The 22,447-nt window shown below is 70.2% G+C and carries 22 protein-coding genes and 3 pseudogenes; 14 read left to right on the top strand and 11 right to left on the bottom strand.

The annotated features are described in order from the left end of the window. Positions 1 to 202: 202 nt before the first annotated feature. A complete protein-coding gene (locus tag ACFP2V_RS06915) occupies positions 203 to 277 on the bottom strand; it encodes a 50S ribosomal protein bL37 (RefSeq protein ID WP_381207549.1) in 75 nt (24 codons plus the stop codon). 549 nt (positions 278 to 826) lie between these two features. Between ACFP2V_RS06915 and ACFP2V_RS06910 the strand changes: the two genes are divergently transcribed. Together ACFP2V_RS06910 and ACFP2V_RS06905 are read left to right on the top strand one after the other, a co-directional pair. After that, complete coding sequence (locus ACFP2V_RS06910; RefSeq protein ID WP_381206977.1) at positions 827 to 1,441, top strand: DUF1326 domain-containing protein; 615 nt, start codon at positions 827 to 829, stop codon at positions 1,439 to 1,441. Further along, positions 1,438 to 2,205, top strand: coding sequence for a DUF2182 domain-containing protein (locus tag ACFP2V_RS06905; RefSeq protein WP_381206974.1), 768 nt, complete (start codon positions 1,438 to 1,440; stop codon positions 2,203 to 2,205). Before ACFP2V_RS06910 ends, ACFP2V_RS06905 begins: the two co-directional genes overlap by 4 nt. Before the next feature lie 137 nt (positions 2,206 to 2,342). On the opposite strand, the pseudogene ACFP2V_RS06900 reads toward ACFP2V_RS06905, so the two are convergent. Continuing rightward, a pseudogene (locus ACFP2V_RS06900) lies at positions 2,343 to 2,612 on the bottom strand (DUF2255 family protein); the annotation flags it as partial. A gap of 55 nt (positions 2,613 to 2,667) precedes the next feature. After that, positions 2,668 to 3,516: an aldo/keto reductase gene (locus tag ACFP2V_RS06895; RefSeq protein ID WP_381206971.1), complete on the bottom strand. Its 849-nt coding sequence runs from the start codon at positions 3,514 to 3,516 to the stop codon at positions 2,668 to 2,670. 165 nt (positions 3,517 to 3,681) lie between these two features. Here ACFP2V_RS06895 and ACFP2V_RS06890 point away from each other — a divergent pair, with 165 nt between their 5' ends. Beyond that, positions 3,682 to 3,864: a hypothetical protein gene (locus ACFP2V_RS06890; protein ID WP_381206968.1), complete on the top strand. Its 183-nt coding sequence runs from the start codon at positions 3,682 to 3,684 to the stop codon at positions 3,862 to 3,864. A 402-nt stretch (positions 3,865 to 4,266) separates the two neighbouring features. Here ACFP2V_RS06890 and ACFP2V_RS06885 read toward each other — a convergent pair whose 3' ends face one another. Together ACFP2V_RS06885 and ACFP2V_RS06880 are read right to left on the bottom strand one after the other, a co-directional pair. Continuing rightward, a complete protein-coding gene (locus tag ACFP2V_RS06885) occupies positions 4,267 to 5,553 on the bottom strand; it encodes an RNA-guided endonuclease InsQ/TnpB family protein (protein WP_381206966.1) in 1,287 nt (428 codons plus the stop codon). Between the two features lie 831 nt (positions 5,554 to 6,384). Continuing rightward, positions 6,385 to 7,452, bottom strand: coding sequence for a right-handed parallel beta-helix repeat-containing protein (locus tag ACFP2V_RS06880; RefSeq protein WP_381206963.1), 1,068 nt, complete (start codon positions 7,450 to 7,452; stop codon positions 6,385 to 6,387). A 326-nt stretch (positions 7,453 to 7,778) separates the two neighbouring features. Between ACFP2V_RS06880 and ACFP2V_RS06875 the strand changes: the two are divergent. Beyond that, a pseudogene (locus ACFP2V_RS06875) lies at positions 7,779 to 8,371 on the top strand (transposase); the annotation flags it as partial. A 111-nt stretch (positions 8,372 to 8,482) separates the two neighbouring features. On the opposite strand, the gene ACFP2V_RS06870 reads toward ACFP2V_RS06875, so the two are convergent. After that, entirely contained in the window at positions 8,483 to 8,698 is a 216-nt protein-coding gene (locus ACFP2V_RS06870) for a hypothetical protein (RefSeq protein ID WP_381207583.1), read from the bottom strand. Between the two features lie 344 nt (positions 8,699 to 9,042). Between ACFP2V_RS06870 and ACFP2V_RS06865 the strand changes: the two genes are divergently transcribed. The 4 genes from ACFP2V_RS06865 to ACFP2V_RS06850 all read left to right on the top strand — a co-directional run bounded on the left by ACFP2V_RS06865 (position 9,043) and on the right by ACFP2V_RS06850 (position 11,860). Then, complete coding sequence (locus ACFP2V_RS06865; protein ID WP_004986771.1) at positions 9,043 to 9,246, top strand: cold-shock protein; 204 nt, start codon at positions 9,043 to 9,045, stop codon at positions 9,244 to 9,246. A 275-nt stretch (positions 9,247 to 9,521) separates the two neighbouring features. Next, on the top strand, positions 9,522 to 11,015 hold the full coding sequence (locus ACFP2V_RS06860) for a DEAD/DEAH box helicase (RefSeq protein WP_381206959.1): 1,494 nt from the start codon (positions 9,522 to 9,524) through the stop codon (positions 11,013 to 11,015). A 67-nt stretch (positions 11,016 to 11,082) separates the two neighbouring features. After that, complete coding sequence (locus tag ACFP2V_RS06855; protein ID WP_381206957.1) at positions 11,083 to 11,493, top strand: CBS domain-containing protein; 411 nt, start codon at positions 11,083 to 11,085, stop codon at positions 11,491 to 11,493. A gap of 49 nt (positions 11,494 to 11,542) precedes the next feature. Next, positions 11,543 to 11,860: an SCO5918 family protein gene (locus ACFP2V_RS06850; RefSeq protein ID WP_381206954.1), complete on the top strand. Its 318-nt coding sequence runs from the start codon at positions 11,543 to 11,545 to the stop codon at positions 11,858 to 11,860. A 422-nt stretch (positions 11,861 to 12,282) separates the two neighbouring features. On the opposite strand, the gene ACFP2V_RS06845 is transcribed toward ACFP2V_RS06850, so the two are convergent. Continuing rightward, positions 12,283 to 12,621 (bottom strand): MerR family transcriptional regulator, encoded by a 339-nt coding sequence (locus ACFP2V_RS06845; protein WP_381206952.1) that lies wholly within the window; start codon positions 12,619 to 12,621, stop codon positions 12,283 to 12,285. Positions 12,622 to 13,267: 646 nt separating this feature from the next. Between ACFP2V_RS06845 and ACFP2V_RS06840 the strand changes: the two are divergent. The 5 genes and pseudogenes from ACFP2V_RS06840 to ACFP2V_RS06820 all read left to right on the top strand — a co-directional run. Beyond that, positions 13,268 to 13,761 (top strand): annotated as a pseudogene (locus ACFP2V_RS06840) (hypothetical protein); the annotation flags it as partial. Between the two features lie 119 nt (positions 13,762 to 13,880). Then, positions 13,881 to 14,024, top strand: a complete 144-nt coding sequence (locus ACFP2V_RS06835; protein ID WP_381206949.1) for a hypothetical protein — start codon at positions 13,881 to 13,883, stop codon at positions 14,022 to 14,024. 238 nt (positions 14,025 to 14,262) lie between these two features. Beyond that, complete coding sequence (locus ACFP2V_RS06830) at positions 14,263 to 15,090, top strand: SAM-dependent methyltransferase (protein ID WP_381206947.1); 828 nt, start codon at positions 14,263 to 14,265, stop codon at positions 15,088 to 15,090. 193 nt (positions 15,091 to 15,283) lie between these two features. Beyond that, positions 15,284 to 15,793, top strand: coding sequence for a glutathione peroxidase (locus ACFP2V_RS06825; RefSeq protein WP_381206944.1), 510 nt, complete (start codon positions 15,284 to 15,286; stop codon positions 15,791 to 15,793). Between the two features lie 145 nt (positions 15,794 to 15,938). Then, a complete protein-coding gene (locus ACFP2V_RS06820; RefSeq protein WP_381206941.1) occupies positions 15,939 to 16,790 on the top strand; it encodes a MerR family transcriptional regulator in 852 nt (283 codons plus the stop codon). A gap of 253 nt (positions 16,791 to 17,043) precedes the next feature. Here ACFP2V_RS06820 and ACFP2V_RS06815 read toward each other — a convergent pair whose 3' ends face one another. From ACFP2V_RS06815 to ACFP2V_RS06800, 4 genes are all read right to left on the bottom strand, one after another. Further along, positions 17,044 to 17,235, bottom strand: a complete 192-nt coding sequence (locus tag ACFP2V_RS06815) for a DUF397 domain-containing protein (RefSeq protein ID WP_381206938.1) — start codon at positions 17,233 to 17,235, stop codon at positions 17,044 to 17,046. 250 nt (positions 17,236 to 17,485) lie between these two features. Next, positions 17,486 to 18,343 carry a helix-turn-helix domain-containing protein gene (locus tag ACFP2V_RS06810; RefSeq protein WP_381206935.1) on the bottom strand — a complete coding sequence of 286 codons (858 nt, stop codon included), beginning with the start codon at positions 18,341 to 18,343 and terminating at the stop codon, positions 17,486 to 17,488. A 289-nt stretch (positions 18,344 to 18,632) separates the two neighbouring features. Further along, positions 18,633 to 19,394: a GOLPH3/VPS74 family protein gene (locus ACFP2V_RS06805; RefSeq protein WP_381206933.1), complete on the bottom strand. Its 762-nt coding sequence runs from the start codon at positions 19,392 to 19,394 to the stop codon at positions 18,633 to 18,635. Between the two features lie 192 nt (positions 19,395 to 19,586). Beyond that, positions 19,587 to 19,847: a hypothetical protein gene (locus ACFP2V_RS06800; protein WP_381206930.1), complete on the bottom strand. Its 261-nt coding sequence runs from the start codon at positions 19,845 to 19,847 to the stop codon at positions 19,587 to 19,589. Positions 19,848 to 19,872: 25 nt separating this feature from the next. On the opposite strand from ACFP2V_RS06800, the gene ACFP2V_RS06795 reads away from it, so the two are divergent. Continuing rightward, positions 19,873 to 22,431 (top strand): D-alanyl-D-alanine carboxypeptidase, encoded by a 2,559-nt coding sequence (locus ACFP2V_RS06795; protein WP_381206927.1) that lies wholly within the window; start codon positions 19,873 to 19,875, stop codon positions 22,429 to 22,431. Positions 22,432 to 22,447 lie beyond the last annotated feature (16 nt).

Here is a 22,447-nt window from a genome sequence, read left to right as displayed (position 1 = left end):
AAAGATCGGTGAGGGGATGTCGCGCAGTCACGCCGGCGCGGGCCAACTGTGGGCGGGACACCTTCATTTCACCCATCAGAGGGCTGTGACCTGCGCCTACGCCTACGCCTGGAGCCGGAAGAGCCCTCCTGAGCCGTGGGCGCAGACTGATCCCGCCGGGGCGCTTCCAGCGTGGTTGCCCTCGGCGGCGCGCTCGGTCGGCTCAGGTGTTGGGACGCTTGCCGTGGTTGGCCTTCTTCTTCTTACGGCCGCGTCGTTTGTTGGCTCGTTTGGCCATGGCGCACATCTCCCTGATCGGGGCTTTCCTGCCTTCGCCAGTCTAGATTCGGCCCGGGGTGTCCGCATCAGTGGTGCCGCAGCCACAGCGCCTCCACCGGCGCTCCCGCCGCCCCGGAGCAGTCACTGGCTTCTGCCGAATACGCGTCGAAGCTGCCCGGGCTCCGGTTCCTCGCCGCCGTGCCGCGCGAGGGGGGCGTGCAGCTTCGTCCGCTTCCCTCACCACAAGGGCAACGATCTCGTATACCTGCGCCTGTCGCCGCCGGAGGCCGTGCAGGCGGGCGTGACGGGCGTGGTGTGGGTGTGCAGATGCGGGTGCGGGTGCGGGTGCGGGATTAGTCTGGGAAGTACTCGGGTGGCCGTTCGGGCCAAGGAGTTTTCCTGGCGTCGCTCTTGGGCCAAGCGGCGCGCGGCACGCGCCCACGGCCCCGTTTTTCCTCATGAGGTCGAAGCCCGCACAAGGTCGGCGCTCGCATCAGGCCTTTCGCTCTGCCGGCTGGGCGCCACTTCGCATCACCGACAGGCGTGTGAACCAGGCAGGAGTACGAGGATGGCTTGGAATGTGAACGGTACCTATCTTGAGAGCTGCAACTGCGACACCGTGTGCCCGTGCACCACCTCGGGTCTGACCGCACCCGCCGACCACGAGCGCTGCCAGGTGACTCTCGCGTTCCACGTCGCACGGGGTGAGGTCGACGGCGTGGACGTGTCGGACCACAGCGTCGTGGTCTTCGCCGACGCGCCCCGCGTGATGGCCGACGGCGGCTGGCAGGTCGTGCTGTACGTCGACGTTTCGGCCGACGACAGCCAGGCGGACGCGCTGGGCAGGGTCTTCTCCGGGCAGGTGGGCGGACCGATGGCGGCGCTCGCCCCCCTCATCGGCGAGGTCCTCGGCGTCGAACGCGTTGCCATCGACTTCCACGACGACGGTCGCCGTCACACGGTGCGGGTGGCGGACGCCATCGACGTCGAGATCGAGGACCAGGTGGCTCCACAGTTCGGCGAGGACGGTCCCGTGATGGGACTGACCGGCATGTTCCACCCGGCGAACAGCACGTTGACGATCGCCCGATCGACGCGGGCCATCGGCAATGCCGTACACGGCCGTTCATGGGACTTCACCGGCCGCAACGCCCACTCGGCGCCCTTCTCATGGTCGGCGTGACCAGGACAACGATCACAGTCCGGCACAGCGCGAGCTACTCCGGGCTGGTGCTGCTCACGGCGGCCGCAGCTTGGGCGTGGGTGGCACTGCGCTGGGGGGACATGGGGTCCCGGACCATGGCCGGGCAGCTGCCCGCCTTCACAGGCACATGGACGATCATGATGACCGCGATGATGCTGCCGGCCACGGCACCTGTCGCCTCGTTGTACGCGCGGACGGTCCCCGTTCACCGGGCGCCGCGCATGATCGCGTTCACCGTCGGCTACGTGCTGGTCTGGGCCGCCGCCGGGCTGCCGGCATACGCCCTGGCCGTCGGCGCTACGCACGTCGCCACCACGCATCCCACGGCGGGGACGGTGGCGGCCGCCGCCGTTTTCGCCGTCAACGGTGTCTACCAGCTCACCGCCCTCAAGGATTTCTGTCTCACCAAATGCCGCTCGCCGATCGGCCTGTTGCTGCGCTACGCGTCGTACCGCGGCCCCTCGCGCCACCTACGTGCCGGAGCGCATCACGGCGCGTTCTGCCTGGGATGCTGCTGGTCCTTGATGCTGCTGCTCACGGCGTTCGGTGTGATGAATCTTTGGGCCATGGTGGGCCTGGCCGCCATCATCACCGCAGAGAAACGCTTGCCGCGGGGCCGTCTTGTCGCCCGGGTCGTCGGCCTCACCTCGCTCGCGCTCGCGCTCGCCGTCTTCTGGGTGCCCCTGCTGGCCCCCAACCTCACAGGCGGCGGCATGACCGAGATGGGCCTCCGTCGTCTGTGACACGCGCCGTACAGCCGCAAGCCGTGCCAGGCCCGTGCCGGATCGTGCGGGAAACCACCGGGAACACCGGGGAACCACGGGGAACACCGGGGAACACAGTCCGTAGCCATCGGGCACCGGCGCCGTTCCCACGCAGGTCAACAAGGTTCCTGCCCTGGGATCGCCCGAGCTTCCCCAGCTGATGGCGTCGACGTGTGCCCGCGTGCACCCGGCGGATCCAGCACGCGCCTTCCCTGTCGGCGGAAGCCGAGCCACGGTTCCCAGAGCTTCACGTACTGCGTGACGTCGGTGCCCTTGACCGAGCGGACGTAAAGGTGGCCGCCGGCGCGGACCGCCCGCATGGTGACCGGGTCGCGGAGCGTGCCGTCGGCGCGTTCGGACCGCGGGTTCAGTTCCTCCGCCGCGCCAGCCTTGCCGAGGTCCGAGTCGTTCCAGGCCGTCCTCGTTTTCCCTCCGGGTGGTTCAGGAGCCGAGGGTGACGTTGCCGAGCCGGCTGACCATGGCCGGGTCGCGGTGGTCGAAGAACAGCGACGCTCCGGTGTCCAGGGTGGCGACGGCCGCCATCTGGTCGTCGGTGAGCTGGAAGCCGAAGATGTCGCTGTTCTCCGCCATGCGCTCAGCGCGCACCGACTTCGGGATGACGACGACGCCTCGCTGGACGAGCCAGCGCAGTACGACCTGTGCCACGGACTTGCCGTGCGCGGCGGCGATCTTGCTGAGCACCGGGTCGGTGAAGAGGTTGTTGCGGCCCTCGGCGAAGGGCCCCCACGACTCGATCTGCACCCCGCGCTCGCGCATGAGGTCCTGGTCCGCCGTGCGCTGGAAGAACGGGTGGGTCTCGATCTGGTTCACCGCGGGGGTGACCTCGTTGTGGTCGATGAGGTCCACGAGCCGGTCCGGGTAGAAGTTGGAGACCCCGATGGCCCGGACGAGGCCTTCCCCGTGCAGGCGCTCCAGGGCCCGCCAGGAGCCGTAGACGTCGCCGTAGGGCTGGTGGATCAGGTACAGGTCGAGGTAGTCCAGGCCGAGCTTGCGCAGCGAGGTGTCGAAGGCAGGCTTCGCCTTGTCCTCGCCGGCGTCGGAGATCCACAGCTTGGTGGTGACGAACAGGTCCTCGCGCGGGATGCCGCTGCTCCTGATCGCGCGGCCGACGGCTTCCTCGTTGCCGTAGGCCGCCGCGGTGTCCAGGGACCGGTACCCGGCGGCGAGGGCGTCGGCGACGGCCTGCTCGGTCTGCTCGGGCGGGATCTGGTAGACGCCGAAGCCGAGGATGGGCATCTCGACTCCGTTGTTCAGGGTGACGGTCTGCATGGTGGGGTCCTTTCTCGCATGTGCGGGTGCGCATCGCTACGTCATCCACCCTGCCGCCGATGCCGACGACGGGCAGGCCGAGGTGTGCGGGGGAGCGGCCGGCGGGGGTGTGACAGGGCGCCCTCGGCGGGCGTGTCACCGTGCCGGCGGAGGCACACCGGCGGCATGGCGCCCGAGCAGCACAGCGGCGAGGAGCTGGGGCGCTTCCCACGCGCCCGCCGCACCCGGACCAGCCCGCAGACCGTCGGCCTCACCCCCGGCCCTGGTGCACGCCGTACCCCGCCCCGGCCGCTCGCTCGCTTTCCCGAGCACCCCATGCCTCCGTCGGACGGCATCCACCGGCAGTGATTCAGCAGGCCCGGGCACGGGGACGGGGACGGGAAGCGCCGTGAACACGTGGGGACCGCCTCAGCACGCCCGGAGGCCGGCGTGCTCAAGACGGTTCGTCACTGAGCGACGGCTCCCGCCCGGACAGGAGGACCACGTCCCGCCGGCGTCCGCCGCTTCCTCTCCGACTATGCGCGGGTGGGAACGGAGCAGAGGTCATCTGAGACAAGGACATGGGCGCGCGGCCGGTTACCGACCAAGGTCGTCCCCTCACTGCTGGTCACGGGGTCAGGACACGTGCACGCACGCCGAGTCGCCGGTGGGGGAGGGCCTGTAGAGCATGAGCCGTCGCTCCAATGGGTACCGAGGCGGCCTGGAGGAACTGGTCCAGGAGTACGGCATCGATTTGACATCCTCCCCCTCTTAAAAGAGGGGGATTCCAACCCGGGTGGGTCGAGGTTCACGGGCGCTCGAGCGGCCGGTGGCCGCTGTCACCCCTCCGGCACCGGCTGCGCGCCGGGGGCGGGGGACCCCGCCCTGTCCTGCCGCGACGTTGACCGCTGCGTTCTCATCCGCGTTGCAGCTGAACCCGCAGGACACGCAGACGAACTCGGCTTGGCTCTTGCGCGAGTCCTTCTCGATCCAGCCGCAGGCACTGCACCGCAGCGACGTGTACGGGGCGGGCACGTCCTCCACCCGGCCCGGCGCCTTCTCCCCGGTCCGTCGGCGCAGCAGGCCCCAGCCCTGGGCGAGGACCGCCCGGTTCAGCCCGGCCTTCTGGCGGACGTTCCTGCCCGGCAGCTCGACGGTTCCCTTCGCCGAACGGGTCATGGTCGTGACGTTCAGCTTCTCGAACCGGATCAGACCATACGACCTGGCGAGCATGGTGGAGGTCTTCTCGCACCAGTCCTTGCGCCGGTCCGCCTCGCGGGCCTTGAGCCCGGCCGCCTTCGCGTGCTCGGCGGCCTCGGCCTCGCTGCCCCTGGGGGCGCGGGCCGCCCGGCGCTGGTGCTTGCGGACCCGGGCCCGCTCCCGGGTGGTGAGCTGTGGGCAGTTCAGCTTTTGCCCGTCGGACAGGGCGGCGGTGATCGTCACCCCCCGGTCGATGCCGATGACCTCCCCCATGCCGGGCGCGTCGATGGGGTCGGGGATGACCGCGAAGGCGATGTGCCACCGGCCGTTGCGGAAGGTGACCCGGAAGGTCTTCGCCACCGGCAGCTCGGTGCGGGTGAGGCGGAAGCGCACCCAGCCGCAGCCGGGCACCTTCACCCGCGCCCAGCGTCGGTTCAGCCTCCGCACCACCACCGAGCGGCCCATGACCTGCCTGCCCCTGGCGTTCAGCTTCGGCGAACCGTCCGGATGCGACTCCGGGACCCGGTCGGTGCCGATCACGCGGAAGCCCTCGTGCACATGCTTCCTGCGCCAGGCCGGCTCGCCGAACCCGGAGGCGAACCGGACGTTCTTGGCCTTGGCGAAGTCCTGCAGGGCCTGCTGCTGCACGTCCGCGTTCCCTGAGGCAAGCCACGCGTTGTCCCGGCGCGCCTCGGTGAGCTGGCGGCACTGCTCGGCGAACCCGGGAGCGGACCTGCGCCCCGGTTTCCAGTGCGCGTGCTGCTCGACGGCCAGATTCCACACGTACCGGGCGTGCGCGCAGTGCAGCAGTATCCGCTGCTCCTGCGCGGTAGTCGGGTACATCCGGAAACGTGACATGCCGTCCAACGTAGTCCCGCCCCTCGCTCGCCTCTTCGTATCCGGCCCTGCTCACCCGAACGAGCGACCGAGCCCACAGCCGCGCATGCCACACCTATCCCTGTAGTCAAACCCGCCGCCACCTTCTCCGGGACGCCGCATCGCCCCGAAGGCGATGCGCCCACCTCTGCCCCGCTCCGCGGGACCGGGCATTCACCCCGTCCCTGAAGGGACCGGCCCCCTGCCCGACAAGAAAAGGTGGATCGAGGCCCCTCGGCACGAGACCTCGAGGGTGATGCCGCCGGGTCTTCGCGTCCCTCACGAAGACCCGCTGCCGGCCGTCTGGCGAGCAGCCCCGGTTCAGAACGGGTTCAACGCATAAGACGGGGGCGCAGGTTCGCATCCCGCCGGGGCGCAGAGAGAAGGGCCGGCTCAGGAGGGGTTCCCTCCCGGGTCGGCCCTTCGTCGTTCCGGGCGCCGTTCCGGGCGTCGTGCCACACGCGTGCCACTACGTCCGTTCGGCGCTCTCTTCGGAGGAGCCAGACGCCGCTCCCCCACCGCCCCGGATCATGGCACCGAGGCGGTCGGCGCCGGCCCGGTCACGGTCACTGGTCATGTGCTGGTGGAGCACCGCGGCACGCGAGCTGCTGCGGCCCGTCCGCGTCATCGGCTGCCACGTGCCGGCCCCGGCCGTGGAGACCGTGGTTGCCCGTGTGCCGCAGCCGTGGACGTGCGGATCCCGCGGTGCGACACCGCCCGTAGCCGCATGCCGGGGGAAGGGTGTCTTCCCCTGTCGTCATCGCGCTTGTGTCTCCCCGAGACGGCTGCCCCGGGCCGCCGCGGCCCCACCGGTCAGCATGCACCGGCCGGTTCGGAGGTCCGGCAGACGTTGTTGATGAACTTGTTGTCCTTCCCCTTGTCGTCGCGGGTGACCAGGTCCGCCGGGCGGTTGCCCAGCACCAGGTTTTCGCGGATGACGTTCCCCTCGTTGTGGATGCCGTCCATGCTGCCGAACACGATGATCCCGCCGGAGTACGGTGAGTCACCCACGTTGCCGCGGACCGCGTTCTGCGTCACCAGCACTTTCTGCGTGCCGACGAGGACGATGCCGACCCCCTGGAGGTGGGGCAGGCGCGCGGTGGCGGGGCAGTACTTGTTGTTCTCGTAGACCGCGTTGCGGCGGACGGTCAGGTCGCCCACCGTGCGCGGCAGCACGACGAAGACACCCGCGCAGTTCCCGGTGATGACATTGCGCTCGACGGTGAGGTTCCTGAGCCGACGGGTGCTCGCGCCGATCCGGTTGCCCGTCAGGCGGTTGTCGCTGATCACCGTGCCGCGGGTGTCGAGGGTCTTGCTCTCCGCGTCAGCCTCGAACACGTTGGCGGTGTACAGCCCGGCGTCGCCGTTGCCGCTTGCGGTGTTGTGGCGGAACGAGGCGCGGGTGGAACGATCCTGCGCGATGCCCCACTGGCCGTTGTCCCGGGCGGTCACCCGGTGGACCTCCATCTGGTCGGTGCGTGTGGCCAAGACGCCGCTCTTCTTGAACCCTTCGACGGTCAGTGACCGGATCCGCACCCCGGTGACGGGGTTTTTGTCCGTGCCGGTGACGCAGATGCCGTTCCCCGCCTGGGCGCACGCACTCCGCGCCTTCTCGTTCTTTCCGGGCACGATCACGGTCTGCTTGCCCGCGCCCCGAAGGGTCAGCTGCTTGGTGATCGTGACGCTTCCGCGGTAGGTGCCCCGCGTCAGGACGATGGTGGCTCCGGGTTTGGCCGCGTCAACGGCCTTCTGGATGGACTGGTTCGGACGGACCACCTGCTCGGGTGCGCTGTGGGCGGAGGCGACCGGAGCGAGGGCGCCCATGCCGACGACGAGGGGCGCGATGGCGCAACTAAGGCATGTGGCCTGGTATTTCCTCATGGACTTGACGCTACGGGTCACCTCGTTGCATTTCCACTCTTAACGACCATATGGATACATAAATCCACCGATCGGACTTGTTGCCCGGCTCCTCCGCCGGCTGCCCGGCAGGGACAGGGGCGCGGCAGGGACAGGGGCGCGGCAGGGACAGGGACCATGAACGAATGAGGTTTGGCCCCAAGAGCCTGCTGGAGAACCACATGTGGGCGAGCGGCGCGCCGACCTGCGAGGCGAAGCCTCAAAACCCACAGGTCGATTCCCGGCAGACCCTGAGCACTGCCCCGTGACCGCTGTTCACGGGGTGAGGTGATCTTGATACGTCTGCTGTGATCGCGGCGTCGGAGCCGTCCTGGCCAGCCCGTTCACCGGGTTGATTCCGCGTCAGTTCGGCAAGCTGACCGCGGTACTGCACCAAAAGGGCGCCGCCCCTGTCGCAAGGGCCGGCCGTGGAGCCCGCCTCCTGAGGGCCGGGTCCTGCCGGTCGCCGCGTACCGGCCGACCAACCTGCCCATGCGGCAGCTTGCCCCGCTGTTCGGGGCTCCAAGCCCGCGGCCGACCGCATCATCGACCACCCCGGGCCCGCGCTCGCCCTGCAGCGGCGCAGGCGGTTCCGCAAGGACACCGTGCCGATCGTCGACGGCGCCCTGGTCCCACCCGCGACCACAGCGTCGCCGAGCAGTCGAAGAACCACCGGTACTCGACCACTCACCAGGTCGTCATCGACGCCGACACCCGGCTCGTCGTCACTGTCGGCCGGCCGCTGCCCGGCGACCGCAACGACTGCGAGGCGTGGGAGCCGTCCGGCGCGAAGGACGCCGTCGGCAGGACCACGGTGATCGCGGACGGCGGCTACCGGGGCACCTGCCCGGTCATCCCGCACCGCCGAGAACCCGGCCGGGCCGAACTCCCGTCATGGGAGAACGGCATGGGCACGGCCCGGACCGTGACACGAGAAGCGGAGCTTCTCGCGTCTGCGGCACAGGGCGGGCGGCCGTCGCGTCGGCAGCCCTGCCGTCGGGGGCGGGAACTGTCAGGCGGTGGAGCGTTCGCCGGCGGGCCGGCGGCAAAGGCTCGTCCGCTGGGGAGCCGGTGGCGCGTACGCCTGGTCGAGCGTGCCGACGTCGGTGCCGGGCGGGACGATCCCGTCGGCCCGGTCGAGGATCTCGTCGGCGAGTGCCACGTCGAGGCCGGCGAGCAGGTCGTCGAGGTGTCTCATCGTGCGCGGCCCGACGATCGCGCCGGTCACTCCGGTTTTCGTCCTCGTGGCCGGAGTCGGGGATTTACGGACCAGCAGGGCCTGGACAACATTATATCTGTACCCGCGGAGTGAGAGTTTTACGGAACCGTGCGGGCAGTTTCCTTGCAGTAACGATCGGAGCGGAATTATCCGACGCACACGGACCGCCGCAACGTGCTACTGTCGATCTCAGTTGCAGTTGTGGTTCCCGAAATTCCAAGTTCTTCTCAGTCGGCTTCTTCGCCACTGGAAGTGCCTTTTGGCACCGGTCTTTTCCGGCGGGGTGATCATCGCGGCGACACGGCATCCGTACAGTGCGGATGCCGACTCACTGCCCCGAAGGAGAGCAAGACATGGCTACTGGCACCGTGAAGTGGTTCAACGCAGAAAAGGGCTTCGGCTTCATCGAGCAGGACGGTGGCGGCGCTGACGTGTTCGCCCACTACTCGAACATCGCCGCCCAGGGCTTCCGCGAGCTGCTCGAAGGCCAGAAGGTGAGCTTCGACATCGCGCAGGGCCAGAAGGGCCCGACGGCCGAGAACATCGTTCCCGCCTGACGCCGACGCACACGTACAGCTGGGGCCCGCATCCTTCGGGGTGCGGGCCCCAGCTGTATGCACGTCCCGCAGTGGTTTCGCCTGCGGGATGACTGCGAGGAATCCGCGGAATTACGCACACGGATTCCCTTTCGGGAATGCAAGAGCATTCCCTCTCGATCACATCGTGGCGCACGATTCATTTCCGTGTCCCATTCGGCTCATTCTTGCAATTCCCCATGTCGCTCACTGCTGCGGGAATTCCTTGACATGTGCCGCGTCAAGGAAGGTCCCGCATGAACCGCACACGCACGAACGACCGCTTCGCCCGCACTCGGAACGGCAGCGCCGCTCCCGGGAAGAACGGCAACCGGTTCGGCTCATCGTCCCCGAGCCGCTCCGGCGGACCGGTTCGTTCCAACGGTCCCAGCCGCCGCCCCGCCTCGTTCCAGGGGGAGTTCGCCCTCCCGAAGACGATCACCCCGGCACTGCCCGCCGCGGCGAGCTTCGCCGATCTCGACATGCCCGAGCAGCTGTTGACCGCCCTGAGTGCCGAGGGCGTGACCACCCCGTTCCCGATCCAGGCCGCGACGCTGCCGAACTCGCTCGCCGGCCGTGACGTCCTCGGCCGGGGACGCACCGGTTCCGGAAAGACCCTCGCCTTCGGGCTGGCCCTGCTGGCCCGTACGGCTGGGCAGCGCGCGGAGCCCGGGCAGCCGCTGGGGCTGATCCTCGTACCGACGCGTGAGCTGGCGCAGCAGGTCACCGACGCGCTCATGCCGTACGCCCGCTCGGTGAAGCTGCGCCTGGCCACGGTCGTGGGAGGGATGCCGATCGGCAGGCAGGCCGGCGCGCTGCGCCGCGGCGTCGAGGTCGTCGTCGCGACGCCCGGCCGGCTCAAGGACCTCATCGAACGCGGCGACTGCCGGCTGGACCAGGTCGCCATCACCGTCCTCGACGAGGCCGACCAGATGGCCGACATGGGCTTCATGCCGCAGGTCACCGCCCTGCTCGACCAGGTCCGCCCCCAGGGGCAGCGCATGCTGTTCTCCGCCACTCTCGACCGCAACGTCGATCTGCTCGTGCGCCGCTACCTGAGCGACCCCGTCGTGCACTCCGTCGATCCGTCGGCCGGCGCGGTCACGACGATGGAGCACCACCTGCTCCACGTCCACGGCGCCGACAAACACGCGACCATCACCGAGATCGCCGCACGCGACGGCCGCGTGATCATGTTCCTGGACACCAAGCACGCCGTCGACCGCCTCACCGAGCACCTCCTGAACAGCGGGGTGCGGGCCGCCGCCCTGCACGGGGGCAAGTCGCAGCCGCAGCGCACCCGTACGCTGACGCAGTTCAAGGACGGGCACGTCAGCGTGCTGGTGGCGACCAACGTCGCGGCGCGCGGCATCCACGTCGACAGCCTCGACCTCGTCGTCAACGTCGACCCTCCGACCGACCACAAGGACTACCTCCACCGCGGCGGCCGCACGGCCCGCGCCGGCGAGTCCGGCAGCGTCGTCACCCTGGTCACTCCGAACCAGCGCCGCGCCATGACCCGCCTCATGGCAACGGCCGGCATCGTCCCGCACACCACCCAGGTCCGCGCGGGCGCGGAGGCCCTGCACCGCATCACCGGCGCCCAGGCCCCCTCCGGCATCCCGGTCGTCATCACCGCGCCGGTGGTCGAACGTCCCAAGCGCGGAGCCACCTCACGCGGCCGGCGCCGCTCGGCTTCGGCGACCCGGCGCGTGCCCGCACGGCGGTCCGTCTCCGACGCGGCAGCCTAGAACCCGACATCCGAAGCCTGGAACCGTCCTGATCAGGAAGCTGACCCATCTCCGCAGGAGGCACCTCTTGACGCTGGTCCAGATGCATTCCCGCTCCACGAGCACCCGCGCCGTGGCCGTGCACGGGACGGTTTCCGATGCCGTGGACGCGGCCGGGCCCCAGGTCTGGGACGACATGACCGTCGAGGTGGCGCTGTCCGTCATGGCCGCCGCCCGTACGGGTCACCTCGTCGTCTGCGACGAGGACGGCCAGTACACCGACCTGGTCACCCAGGCCCGGCTCACCGCCGTGCGGGACGGTTCCGGATACACCGACCGGGTCCGCCTGCGCGACATCGCCGACGACGGCGGGCCCTCCGCCTCACCGCCGACCACGGTGGCCGAGGCCGGGCACGCGGTGCGCCACCGGCGGCTCGGGGCCCTGCCCCTGGCCGACGGACGCGGCACCACCCCGGGCGTCCTCGCCCTCTCCCGCTGAACCGCCTCGCCACGGTCGGCCCCTCTCCTTCTTCTCCTTGTGAGGCATCGTGCGTTGTGTCATCGCCCGCTTTCCGTTCGAGCTCACCAAGGGTGGCGTGCTGGAAGCGATGAAGGGCGTCAAGCCGGAACCGGTCACCGGCGACTCCGTGATCATCGGGCGCCGCCACTACCCCGTCAAGCAGGTCGGCCAGGTCATCACCCGCCAGGACCGCCGTGATTTCAGCGGCGGCGAAGTCCTCCGGGCCATGGCCCAGCTCGGCTTCACCTGCCGCACCGTTCCCCATGCCGCGGAGGCGGCGGCCGCGAAGATCGTCGACCCGCTCCAGCGGGCTTCCGCGATGCTTGGTGCCCCCCTGTCCATCTGACCGACGGGAAAGGTACGAGCCCCCGTACCGGGACAGCGGTGAGGGCCCGAGCCGGCTTGTTCCTCCGTCCTCGTCAGCCGGTCGAGCAGGTGGGCGTGGTCACTTACGGCGTCGCCGTCGATCTGCGCCCCGCTCCGGGTGACACACCCGGAGCGGTCGCGCGTCCACGGCCGCATCAGCCCGGCGCGAGGGCGACCACGGCTCCGGGCGCTCCCCTCGGGACACCTTGTGAGCCGCGGCCTGCGCGACCAGCACCTCGTGTGCGGACCGGGCGGTGGGAATCGGCTGCCGGTCCGAACGCCGGCACGGCGGCGCCGGCCACTCGTCTCCTCGGGCTGCCGTCCCGGGCCGGACTGCGACGCACGGCCCGATCCGCCGCCGGCCACGGGCCTGGTGGGGCTGCCGCCCCTGTGAGGTGCGGGTCAGGCGTCCGCCTTGTGGCTGGACCCGACGTCACCGCGTCGCAGTTCGTCGTTGATGCGCTGGGCCTCTTCGAGCTGGTCCTCCAGGATGATGATGCGGCAAGCCGCCTCAATGGAGGTGCCCTGGTCAACCATCTCCCGGGCGCGAGCGGCGATACGCAACTGATAGCGGGAGTAGCGGCGGTGGCCGCCCTCGGAGCGCAGGGGCGTGATCAACCGCGCTTCACCGAGGGCCCGCAGGAAGGCGGGCGTGGTACCGAGCATCTCCGCTGCTCGTCCCATGGTGTAAGCGGGGTAGTCGTCGTCGTCGATTCGGTCGAGCGGTGTGTCTGCGGTCATCTGCACCTCTGATGGGGAATGCGTCGAGGGGCCTTGGTGCCGTACGGCACCAAGGCCCCGAGGGATTTGTAACACCATCGACCGGCTTACTGCGAGGCCGGCCTTCTGTTTCCGCACCGGCCCCCGACGGGGGGCGGAGAGTGCGGGGATCGCGGATGCGTGACCGTGGGACCACCTTCCGTTCCGGGACCTGCGGTACCCGGGCGGGCCGTTCTCGCCCGGGCGATCCTGATGGCGTCCGCCTCCTTTTCTCTTCCTTCTGACAAATCTCTTGGTCCTGCGGATCCTGCGTACTGCGGCAGCCCTCAGAGGCCACCGGGCCCGGCGATCAGCGAGGGGACCCAAAGCCTACTCCGGCCCCACCACTCCACCGCCGTGCCACAACCTGTGTTCCACGCGGGCAGTTCGTGTCTGCCCCGCCTCACTGACTTCCTGGTTACAGCAGACACATTAACTCCCTCGCGCATGCATGTCTACAGCAGTCACGACAGATTTCAGCCCGCGCGAGTGAAAGCTTCTGCACCAGTGCCCATCCGCCGCAGCCGCTCGGCTCCGGCTGGGGCATGACGCGCCGGAAACGCGGCCGCCCCGGCCGGCGGCCACCGCAACGATGTCGCCCAGTTGACCCCGGCACTCGAAGCCGTGCAGGTCGCGCGGCCGGCCGGCCTCCATGACCGACGCCACCGGTATCGCGATCATCGCCGTGGACCCGGCCTGCACCAGCAAGCGGAGCGCCCGGCACTGGCAAAAACCGATGGCATCGAACGAGCGCGAGACCACCCTCCCCCGAGCTCTCGACTGCGCTCAAGCAGGGGGTGCCCCCATCGATGCGGCGAGCATCGCGATCGGGCGACGCGCCCAGGGGCACCCGATCCGGCTGGGGGTACCTCCCAGGCCCTTGAGGCACCGGGGGAGACGACACCGCCCCGTGCACACCGGAGCGATGTGCACGGGCATCGGACCGTCCAGGCCGACCGGCGTGCCCCCGGGCGTGAGGAACCCCGCCCCCGCGTTCCCGGACCACGGACACGATCCGTGCCGCCGGACGCGGCGAGTACGCGGGCGACCAGGACACCCGACACCGTTCGGGATGTCCGCAGTGAGCAGGAACGGGCCCAGGACTCACTCCTGCTCACTGATCAGGAACGGTCTGTACGGCCACCGACGCAGCCGGGGCGTGGCCAAGCCGTCGTCGCGCGTCGGTCCGGCCGCGAGTACGGACCGGAAGACGTTCGGAGCGCCGAGGTCACGATCGGCTCGTGGACGGTCGACGACGGTATCGCCTCTTCCGCTTCGGCACGTACGAGCTGAACGGGGAGCGCGACGGCGGCATCCTGCGTGTCGACGGCACCAGCGCCGGTCCCGTCACGCAGCACGGCATACCCGGGATCGATTGCGGCTGACACGCCCACGCCCGTTCAGCTGCCGCGTCCGCCGGCCGGGTGCGCAGGGCCCGTTCGACGCCTGCGGGGATGGCCCTCAGCCGGCGTACCCGCAAAGGGGGCAGAGGGAGCCGGGGCGTGCTGCGAAGTGGCTGGAACAGGTACTTCGACCACTGGGTTTGCCGCCAACTGGGCACAGAAACCGTCACGTTCACCTACGTTGGCCCCACTGGTCGCGCTCATCACAGGAGGCTCAGCCGTGGCGGAGGACACTACCCAGGACAGCGCCGGCTTCGAGACACGTGCCCGCATCGATACGACGAAGCCGCACTCGGCGCGGTTCTGGAACTACTTCGTCGGGGGCAAGGACAACTACGAGGTGGACCGGGAGGTCGGGGACCAGATCAAGGACATATTCCCCGGGTTGGTCGACGTGGCGCACACCAGTCGGCGGTTCCTGGGGCGGGCCGTCACCCATCTGGCCGAGAAGGAAGGGGTACGGCAGTTTTTGGACGTCGGTACGGGGCTGCCGACCGCCGACAACACGCATCAGGTGGCGCAGCGCGTCGCTCCGGACGCGCGGATCGTGTACGTCGACAACGACCCGATCGTGCTGACCCACGCCAACGCGCTGCTGACCAGCACTCCCGAGGGCCGGACCGACTATCTGGACGCCGACCTCTATGACCCGGAGTCCGTCCTGCGGGCCGCCGCCGGGACGCTGGACCTGTCCCAGCCGGTCGCCCTGATGATCCTCAACACGCTCGGCCATGTCGCCGACTACGAGCAGGCGCGTGACCTGGTGAACCGCCTCATGGCCGGGCTTCCCTCGGGCAGTTACCTCGTGATCAGCGACAGTACGGCGACGAGCGAAGGCATGATCGCGGCGTCGAACGCGTACAACTCGAGCGGCGCCGTGCCGTACTACGTCCGGCAGGTCGAGGAGATCGCCGGGTTCTTCGACGGCCTCGAGCTGGTGGAGCCCGGAGTCGTACAGGTCCCGGAGTGGCGGCCCGAGGCCGGGACACCGGGCGAGGACGACGGGGCGGCCGTGGACGCCTACTGCGGAGTGGCGCGCAAGGCGTAGGCAGACGAGAGGGCGGGGCAGCCGATACGGGTCGGCTCCCCCGCCCTCTCGCCGTACCCGGTCCTCGCCGTGCCCGGCCCTCGCCGTGCCCGGTCAGGGCGCTCCGGGCTGTCTGTGCGGACGGCCGCCGGGGAGGTGCTCGTCGGAACCGGCCGGGGAGCGGGGCGTCGGGACGCGGCGTTAGCATCCGGTTATGACAATTGTAGAGACCAACGGTTCTTCCCCCCTCGATGTCGAGATCGGTGCTCTGAGCGGCGGCTCCGCCGGGCTCGCGCAGTATGCGGGCCAGGTCGTGCTCGTCGTGAACGTGGCCTCCAAGTGTGGGCTGACCCCGCAGTACGCCGGGCTGGAGCGCCTGCACGAGCAGTACGCGGCGAAGGGCTTCACGGTGCTCGGCGTGCCCTGCAACCAGTTCATGGGGCAGGAGCCGGGCACCTCGGAGGAGATCGCCGAGTTCTGCTCCGCGACGTACGGCGTGACCTTCCCGATGACCGAGAAGGTCGAGGTCAACGGGGAGGGGCGGCACGCGCTGTACGAGCGGCTGGTCGGCTTCGCCGACTCCGAGGGACACAGCGGGGACATCCGCTGGAACTTCGAGAAGTTCCTGATCGGGCGGGACGGCAAGGTCGTCGCCCGTTTCTCGCCGCAGGTCGAGCCGGAGGCGGCGGAGGTCGTGGCGGCGGTCGAGGGCGCGCTCGGCTAGCCGGAGCCGGACCGAATTTCCCGGAGTGGAGCGGCCTCGAACAGAGCGCCCTCGGATCCCTCGAGGCGTTGACCTTGCCCCTGGGGCAAGGGTGAGCGTTCGTGCCGTCGGGCGGAAGGGCTGCCCGGCGGCGGAGGATGGCGCGGTGGACGAGGAACTGCTCGGGATCGGCGCGTTCGCGGCGCGGGCGCGGTTGTCGGCCAAGGCGTTGCGGTTGTACGACCGGCTGGGGCTGCTGGCTCCGGCGCGGGTCGACGAGGTCACCGGGTACCGGTTCTACCGGGCGGGCCAGGTCGAGCGGGCCCGGACGGTGTCGCTGTTGCGGCAGTTGGACATGCCGCTTGCCCGGATCGCCGAGATCCTCGATGCGGACGACAGTGCCGTGGCGGCCGGCCGGCTCGCCGCCTACTGGGCGGACGTCGAGGCGCGGATCGCCGGACAGCGGACGCTCGCCGAGTACCTCCGTGGACGACTCTCCGGGAGGAGTTCCGAGATGTACGGGAAGTTCGTGGTCGAGACGGTGGACGTGCCGCGGCAGGTGCTGATCACCGAGACGCGGCACACGCTGGCGGACGAGTTGCCGGCGTGGATCGGGTCGGCGCTGGGGCGACTGGAGGAGGCCGCGTCCGCGTGCGGGGGCGTGGCCGGGGTGCCGTTCGTCGCCTATCACTCCGAGGTGTCGATGGAAAGCGACGGTCCGGCCGAGGCGTGCGTGCCGGTCGCCGACGAGGCGGCGGCTCGGGCCTGGGCCGAGGCGCGGGGGCGGGCCCGGCGGACGGCGGTGCGGGTGGAGCCGGCCCAGCGGCTGGCCTACACCCGGATCACCAAGGCGCAGGTGGCTCATCCGCAGATTCTGGCCGCGTTCGAGGCGGTGGAGCAGTGGATGGCGGCCGAGGGGCTGACCGCCGTTGGGCCCTGCCGGGAGGTGTACTTCGCGGACTGGGGCGCCGCGGGGGCCGAGGACCCGGTGTGCGACGTGGCGTTCCCGGTGCGGTGAGGGCGGTGCGGTGAGAGCTGTGCGATAGCGAAGCCGCCGAAGCCGAAGCCAGGGCTGTGGAACGTGGGCACAGGCCGAGCCCTCTCGGCAAGGACGGCGATCTCGTCGAGAGGGCTCTTCAGTCGTGCCGGGGGGGCCGGGCTTGTGGTGGGTGCCACCGGCAGGCAGTCCGTCGTGGCGGGGCTGCCGACGGCCCGCTGTCTGCCTCTGTCGTCTGTCCCTGGTTGCCCGTCCCCGTGCGGTTGCGGCCTTCTCAGGCCTTCACCGAGGCCACGAAAGCGCTCCACGCGTCCGTGGGGAAGGCCAGCTTCGGGCCCTCGGGGATCTTGGTGTCCCCGAGTTCCAGTGCTTCCTCGGTGGCCGACCTGACCATCACGCACGCGCCGTTGTTGTTGGTGTAGGAGGACGTCGTCCACGTTTCCGTGGCGCCCAGACGAATTGCCATGTTCGCTCCGTAGCCAGTTGCTGAGTCGCTGTCACCGGGCCGCGTGTTCCGGCGGGGAACCGCAGAACGGATTGCGCCAACCCTCACTGACGGTTGGCGTGATCGACGCTACTCGCCAACATCCTTTTCCGGAGCGGCCATTCACTCGACCGGGTGGCATATTTCAGGAGAGACATCCAGCGAGGCATGTCAACGGTGTACGGTGCCGCCCTTTTGCCTGCCGGAGAGCCGTAGCCGGCCTGCCGGGACGTCAGCGCGCGTACTCCTTCGCGACCCGCTCGACCAGTTGGCGGGACTGCTCCACGTTCAGCGACTGGGCCCGCAGGTGCTCGTACATCACGGTGTACTTCTGCACGTCGTGCGGCTTCTCCAGGTACAGGTCGCTGGTCACGCCCTCGATGTACACGACGCTCGAATCGGCCGCGTCCGCGAACTCCAGGATGGAGTACTGGCCGTTGATGCCCGAATGCGCGCCGACCTCGAACGGCAGCACCTGCACGGTGATGTGCGGCTGCTGCGACAACTCCATGACGTGCTCCAGCTGTTCACGCATGACCTGCCGGCTCCCGACGACCCGGCGCAGCGACGCCTCGTCCAGGACCACCCACAGTCGCAGCGGGTCCGTCTCGGCGGTGATGCGGCTCTGCCGGCGCAGACGCACCTCGACGCGCTTGTCGTTCTCCTGCTCCGACGCCTCCGGCGAACCGCCCCGGATGATGGCCTCCGCGTACGCCCCGGTCTGCAACAGGCCGGTGATGATCTGGGGTTCGTAGACCCTGAGCGACTCCGCGTCCGTCTCCAGGCCGATGTAGACGCTGTACGGGATGTCGCCGAAGGCGTGCCACCAGCCCTGCTGGCGCGAGTCCTTGGCCATCTGCATCAGCGACTCGACGATCCGCTGATCCTCGACCTCGTAGACGCCGCAGAGGTCGCGGACGTCACGCTGGCTGATGCTGCGCCGGCCGTTCTCCAGCCGGCTGATCTTCGACTGCGACACCAGCAGTCGTTCCGCCACTTCCTCCGCCGTCATGCCCTTGAGCTCACGGAGCCTGCGCAGCTCCTGGCCCAGCCGGCGTCGCCTGACGGTGGGATTGACATTGGACGCCACGGGACGTGCACCTCCGGCTGCGTGCCTCGTACTTACTCGTACTTGCCACTTTGCGTATCTGGTGTTGAGCAGACTGCCACCAAGGCGCTTCCTGCCGCTGGGAAACAGCGGATATCCAGCGAGTTCACCCCGGTTCGGGGGGTGATGGCGGCCCGGACCGGTGCGGAGCCGCTACGGTTGCGGTTTTCCGGCACGCCGAGCGGGGCGGAGAGAGTGCGCGCACTCTCTCCGCCCCGCTCGGACGGCGCTCCCGTGACCGGGTCGGTGGTGCCGTGGCCGGTCGGTGGGCCTAATGGGCCACGGCGCGCGCCATGGATCCGTGGCGCGATTGGGCCGGAACGCCACGGGCGGGTTCCGGTCCGACCCTGCCGTCGGCGGTGGCGGCCTGACGGCCTCCTGCCGGGGCCGGGTTGCGGCGTGGCTGGGCCGCCACACCGTTCTGCACGTCCATCACGGCGTGCGCCACCAGGCCGCCCATCGGGTCGTGCCGGATCAGGTCCCGCAACCGGGAACGTGAGGAGCGACCCTCGTTCCCCGGGTACAGGTGCTTGCCGAGGCCCACGGCGTGCGCCAGTGCGGCGAGCGCCGCGGTCCGTGGGTCCGGTGGCACGCCGGTACGGATCGCGGAGTCCAGCCGGACCCTGATCTCCCGGCTGATCTCGTTGTCCGTCGCCTGGTAGCGAGTCGTCGGCAACACCCCGCACATCTGACCGGCCACGGCATGCACCATGCCGCACCGCTCCAGATGCGAGAGGTAGGTCTGGCGGAGCCCCAGTCGCGGCCCGCCAATCCAGTTGACCGCCCGGACCGGAGCGCCGCGCCTTCGCAGCAACTCCAACGCGCAGTCCAATGTCGGATCTCCAGTCGGCCGTGGTACCACCACGGCGATACGATCCCCGTCTGGGGCTATCCGTCCGGCCAGCGCCAGCTCCACTAGCTGCGCTCCGGCCAGACCGAGGTCGAGCGACTGCGGCTGTGCGGTGGTGCCCGTGGTCGGGTCCAACGCCAGCAGCAGAAGCTCTTCCGGAAGTGTTCTGCGGCTCCTGCCCATCCATGCCTCCCCGCGTGGATGAATGACAGGGTGACCCCTCTCACATTGGTCTGTCGAGAGCACGTGACTGGTTTGTAAGGGAACCGATAGGTATGTCGTTCTCGTCTACCACGGAGGGGAAGTCCACGCACAGGACACTGGTAGATGGTTCGGGCAGCGCCGCGGAGCGCTGTCGTGGGTGGCGGAACGGTTTCACGGTTCGGTTGGCGTACGCGCGACGCGCGGCGCATGGATGGAGGCATCGGTGGCGGGCGAGTCCCCCGACAGGTCGAAGCAGCGCGAGTCGTCGGCAGAACCGACGCCGGGGAGCGCGGGTCCGGTTCCCGAAGCCAGGAGCGAGGGGGGCGCCGCCGGGAAGCGGGACCCCCGCTTGGCGGTGACCCGGGGCACTTCGTCACCGTCGCCGTCATCGACGCCTTCGGCTTCGGCTTCGTCCACGTCGTCGAAGGCCACGGCCTCCGCGGGCGAGCGCGGGGGCGTGGACACGGCCACCCGAGTGCTGTCGGTGCGTGACGCGCGGACCGACGGCGAGGAGGCCGAGGACTCCGTCGAGGCCGCGGCCTCCGGATCCGCGGCCTCCGGATCCGCGGACGGGACGCCTGACGGGCGTGACGATTCCGCCACGGATGGTGACGAGCGGCTGCATGGGGTCGTCGCGGCGTGGGTACGGTCCGCCGAGGAGGTGGATCAGGGCGAGGACGGCGAGGACACCAAGGGCTCCCAGGAGGCCGAGGACGCCACCGAGGGCGGCACGGGTGCCCAGAGCGGCCCGGAGGGCGGCAGGGGCGGCAGCGCGGGCCGGGACGAGGGCTCCAGCGGGGCTCCCGAGGGTGGGCCGGCCGACGATGCCGGTGCGACCGAGGAGTCCGAGAGGGCCGACGGGGCCGACGCGGGGGACGAGCCCGAGAGCGTGCGCGACGCCGACTCGGAGGCCAAGGCCGAGGCCGAGCCGGAGGCTGACGCCGACACAGCCCCCGAGGGCGGGCCGGCCGACGATGCCGGTGCAACCGAGGAGTCCGACGGGGCCGACGCGGGGGACGAGCCCGAGAGCGTGCGCGACGCCGACGCGGAGGCCAAGACCGAGGCCGAGTCGGAGGCTGACGCCGACACAGCCCCCGAGGACGAAGCCGCCCCCACCGCCGAGGACGACGGCGACAGCACATCCGAGAGCGACCGCGACGACACGGACGTGAGCCCCGAGCCGCAGCCCGGGGCCGACGCCGAGCCCGAGGACCCGAAGGCCACCCCCGAGCCGAGCGCGGACCAGGCCGACGGGACCGACGACGGCGAGGGCGAGGGCGCCGGCGACGCCAAGCCCCCCACCGATCAGCCCACCGCCGTCTTCAAGGCCCCGCGCCCCTCCGCGCCCGCCGTCGACCAGCCCACCACCATGCTCAAGCTGGGCGACGCGGCCAAGGACGCGGAAAAGGACGACAGGACCGGCAAGGCGGCCGGCAAGGCCGGGAGCGTCGACAGGCCCGGCTCCGGGAAAAAGGGTGGGGACGCCCCCGACGCCGCACCCGGCTCGGCCCCCGGGTCCGCCTCTCCGTCCGTCCCCGAGCGCGCCGGCACGTTCGTGCCGCTCAAGGACCCGGACGCCCCCGAGTCCCGTAAGCCCCCGAGGCGAGACTCCGCCACCACCTCGCTGCGACTGCCTCCTTCGGCTCAGGCACGGCCCACCGCGCCCCCGGCCGACGGCACCCGTTCCGTCTCGCAGGTCGGGCCGGAGCTGACGCGGCAGCAGCCGTTGCCACCCAAGCCGCCGCTGGACCTGCTGGCCGAGCTGACCAACACCCCGCCGCCGCCGGACACCCCGCTGCGCACGACCATGCGGCGGGTCAAGATCTGGACGCCGCTGGTCGCGCTTCTGGTGGTCGCCTTCGCTGTCGTGCAGAACATGCGTGCGCTTCCCGAACCCACGCTCGAGCTGACCGCCGAGGACGCGTTCACCTTCTACGGCGGCAAGGTCGACATCCCGTGGCCGGCCGACGGGCAGGCCGCGCTGGACGTCCAGGGCATCGGCACCTTCGGCTCCTCCGGTGAGCAGAAGCCCGTGCCGATCGCCAGTGTCGCCAAGGTCATGACCACGTATCTGATCCTGCGCGAGCACCCGCTCGAGAGCGGCGCCGAGGGTCCGATGATCAAGATCGACGATGCCGCGGAGGACCAGTCCGACGCCGGGCAGGAGTCGACCGTCAAGGTGACCGCCGGTGACGAGATCTCGCAGCGGGAGGCACTGGAGGCCGTGCTGATCGCGTCCGCGAACAACGTGGCGCGGCTGGTCGCCCGTTGGGACGCGGGGTCCGAGGAGGCGTTCGTCGAGAAGATGAACAAGGCCGCGGAGGACCTCGGCATGACGAACACGACGTACACGGACCCCTCGGGTCTGAACGACACCACGGTGAGTACGGCCGTGGACCAGGTGAAGCTGGCCAGGGCCGCGATGAAGCAGCCCGCCTTCCGTGAGATCGCCGCGATGATGTCGTACGACGACTACAAGGGTGTCAACCACTCCAACTGGAACCAGCTGGTGGGGCACAACAACGTCGTCGGCATCAAGACCGGCACCACCACCTCGGCGCTGGGCAACCTCGTCTTCGCCGCGAAGAAGGACGTCGACGGTGAGACCCGGACCATCGTCGGTGCCGTGGTGCGCCAGCACGCGGGCGGCGCCGACAACACGATCCTGGCCGGCGCGCTCTCCGCGGGCGACCGGCTGATCCGGGCGGCGCAGGACGCGCTGGAGTCGACGACGGCACTGAAGAAGGGAACCGTCGTCGGATACGTGGACGACGGGCTGGGCGGCCGTACGCCCGTCGCCCTCACCGAGGACGTCGAGGCCGTCGGCTGGCCGGGGCTGAAGGTGAAGCTGACGTTCACCGGTGGGGAGCTCCCGCACCGGGCGAAGGCCGGTACCGAGGTGGGCTCGCTCACCGTGGGCGACGGCACGGACAGCGGCGCCGTCAAGGTCCCGGTCGCCCTCCAGGAGGACCTTGTGGAGCCGGGCTTCCCGGCCAAGCTGACGCGTCTGACCTGATCGTCGGAGCGCGGCG

Origin of the sequence: Streptomyces incanus, from assembly GCF_042656345.1 — a bacterium.
GTDB classification, from domain to species: Bacteria; Actinomycetota; Actinomycetes; order Streptomycetales; family Streptomycetaceae; genus Streptomyces; species Streptomyces incanus.
The sequence above is the reverse complement of the archived record's forward strand: the minus strand, read 5'-3'. Positions and strand labels throughout refer to the sequence as shown.

What these genes read in the sequence shown, in the direction of transcription:
- ACFP2V_RS06910 (WP_381206977.1), top strand. Translation starts at nt 827, where the DNA reads ATGGCTTGGAATGTGAACGGTACCTATCTTGAGAGCTGCAACTGCGAC.
- ACFP2V_RS06895 (WP_381206971.1), bottom strand. Translation starts at nt 3,516, where the DNA reads ATGCAGACCGTCACCCTGAACAACGGAGTCGAGATGCCCATCCTCGGC.
- ACFP2V_RS06890 (WP_381206968.1), top strand. Translation starts at nt 3,682, where the DNA reads ATGGCGCCCGAGCAGCACAGCGGCGAGGAGCTGGGGCGCTTCCCACGC.
- ACFP2V_RS06885 (WP_381206966.1), bottom strand. Translation starts at nt 5,553, where the DNA reads ATGTCACGTTTCCGGATGTACCCGACTACCGCGCAGGAGCAGCGGATA.
- ACFP2V_RS06880 (WP_381206963.1), bottom strand. Translation starts at nt 7,452, where the DNA reads ATGAGGAAATACCAGGCCACATGCCTTAGTTGCGCCATCGCGCCCCTC.
- ACFP2V_RS06865 (WP_004986771.1), top strand. Translation starts at nt 9,043, where the DNA reads ATGGCTACTGGCACCGTGAAGTGGTTCAACGCAGAAAAGGGCTTCGGC.
- ACFP2V_RS06860 (WP_381206959.1), top strand. Translation starts at nt 9,522, where the DNA reads ATGAACCGCACACGCACGAACGACCGCTTCGCCCGCACTCGGAACGGC.
- ACFP2V_RS06845 (WP_381206952.1), bottom strand. Translation starts at nt 12,621, where the DNA reads ATGACCGCAGACACACCGCTCGACCGAATCGACGACGACGACTACCCC.
- ACFP2V_RS06825 (WP_381206944.1), top strand. Translation starts at nt 15,284, where the DNA reads ATGACAATTGTAGAGACCAACGGTTCTTCCCCCCTCGATGTCGAGATC.
- ACFP2V_RS06815 (WP_381206938.1), bottom strand. Translation starts at nt 17,235, where the DNA reads ATGGCAATTCGTCTGGGCGCCACGGAAACGTGGACGACGTCCTCCTAC.
- ACFP2V_RS06805 (WP_381206933.1), bottom strand. Translation starts at nt 19,394, where the DNA reads ATGGGCAGGAGCCGCAGAACACTTCCGGAAGAGCTTCTGCTGCTGGCG.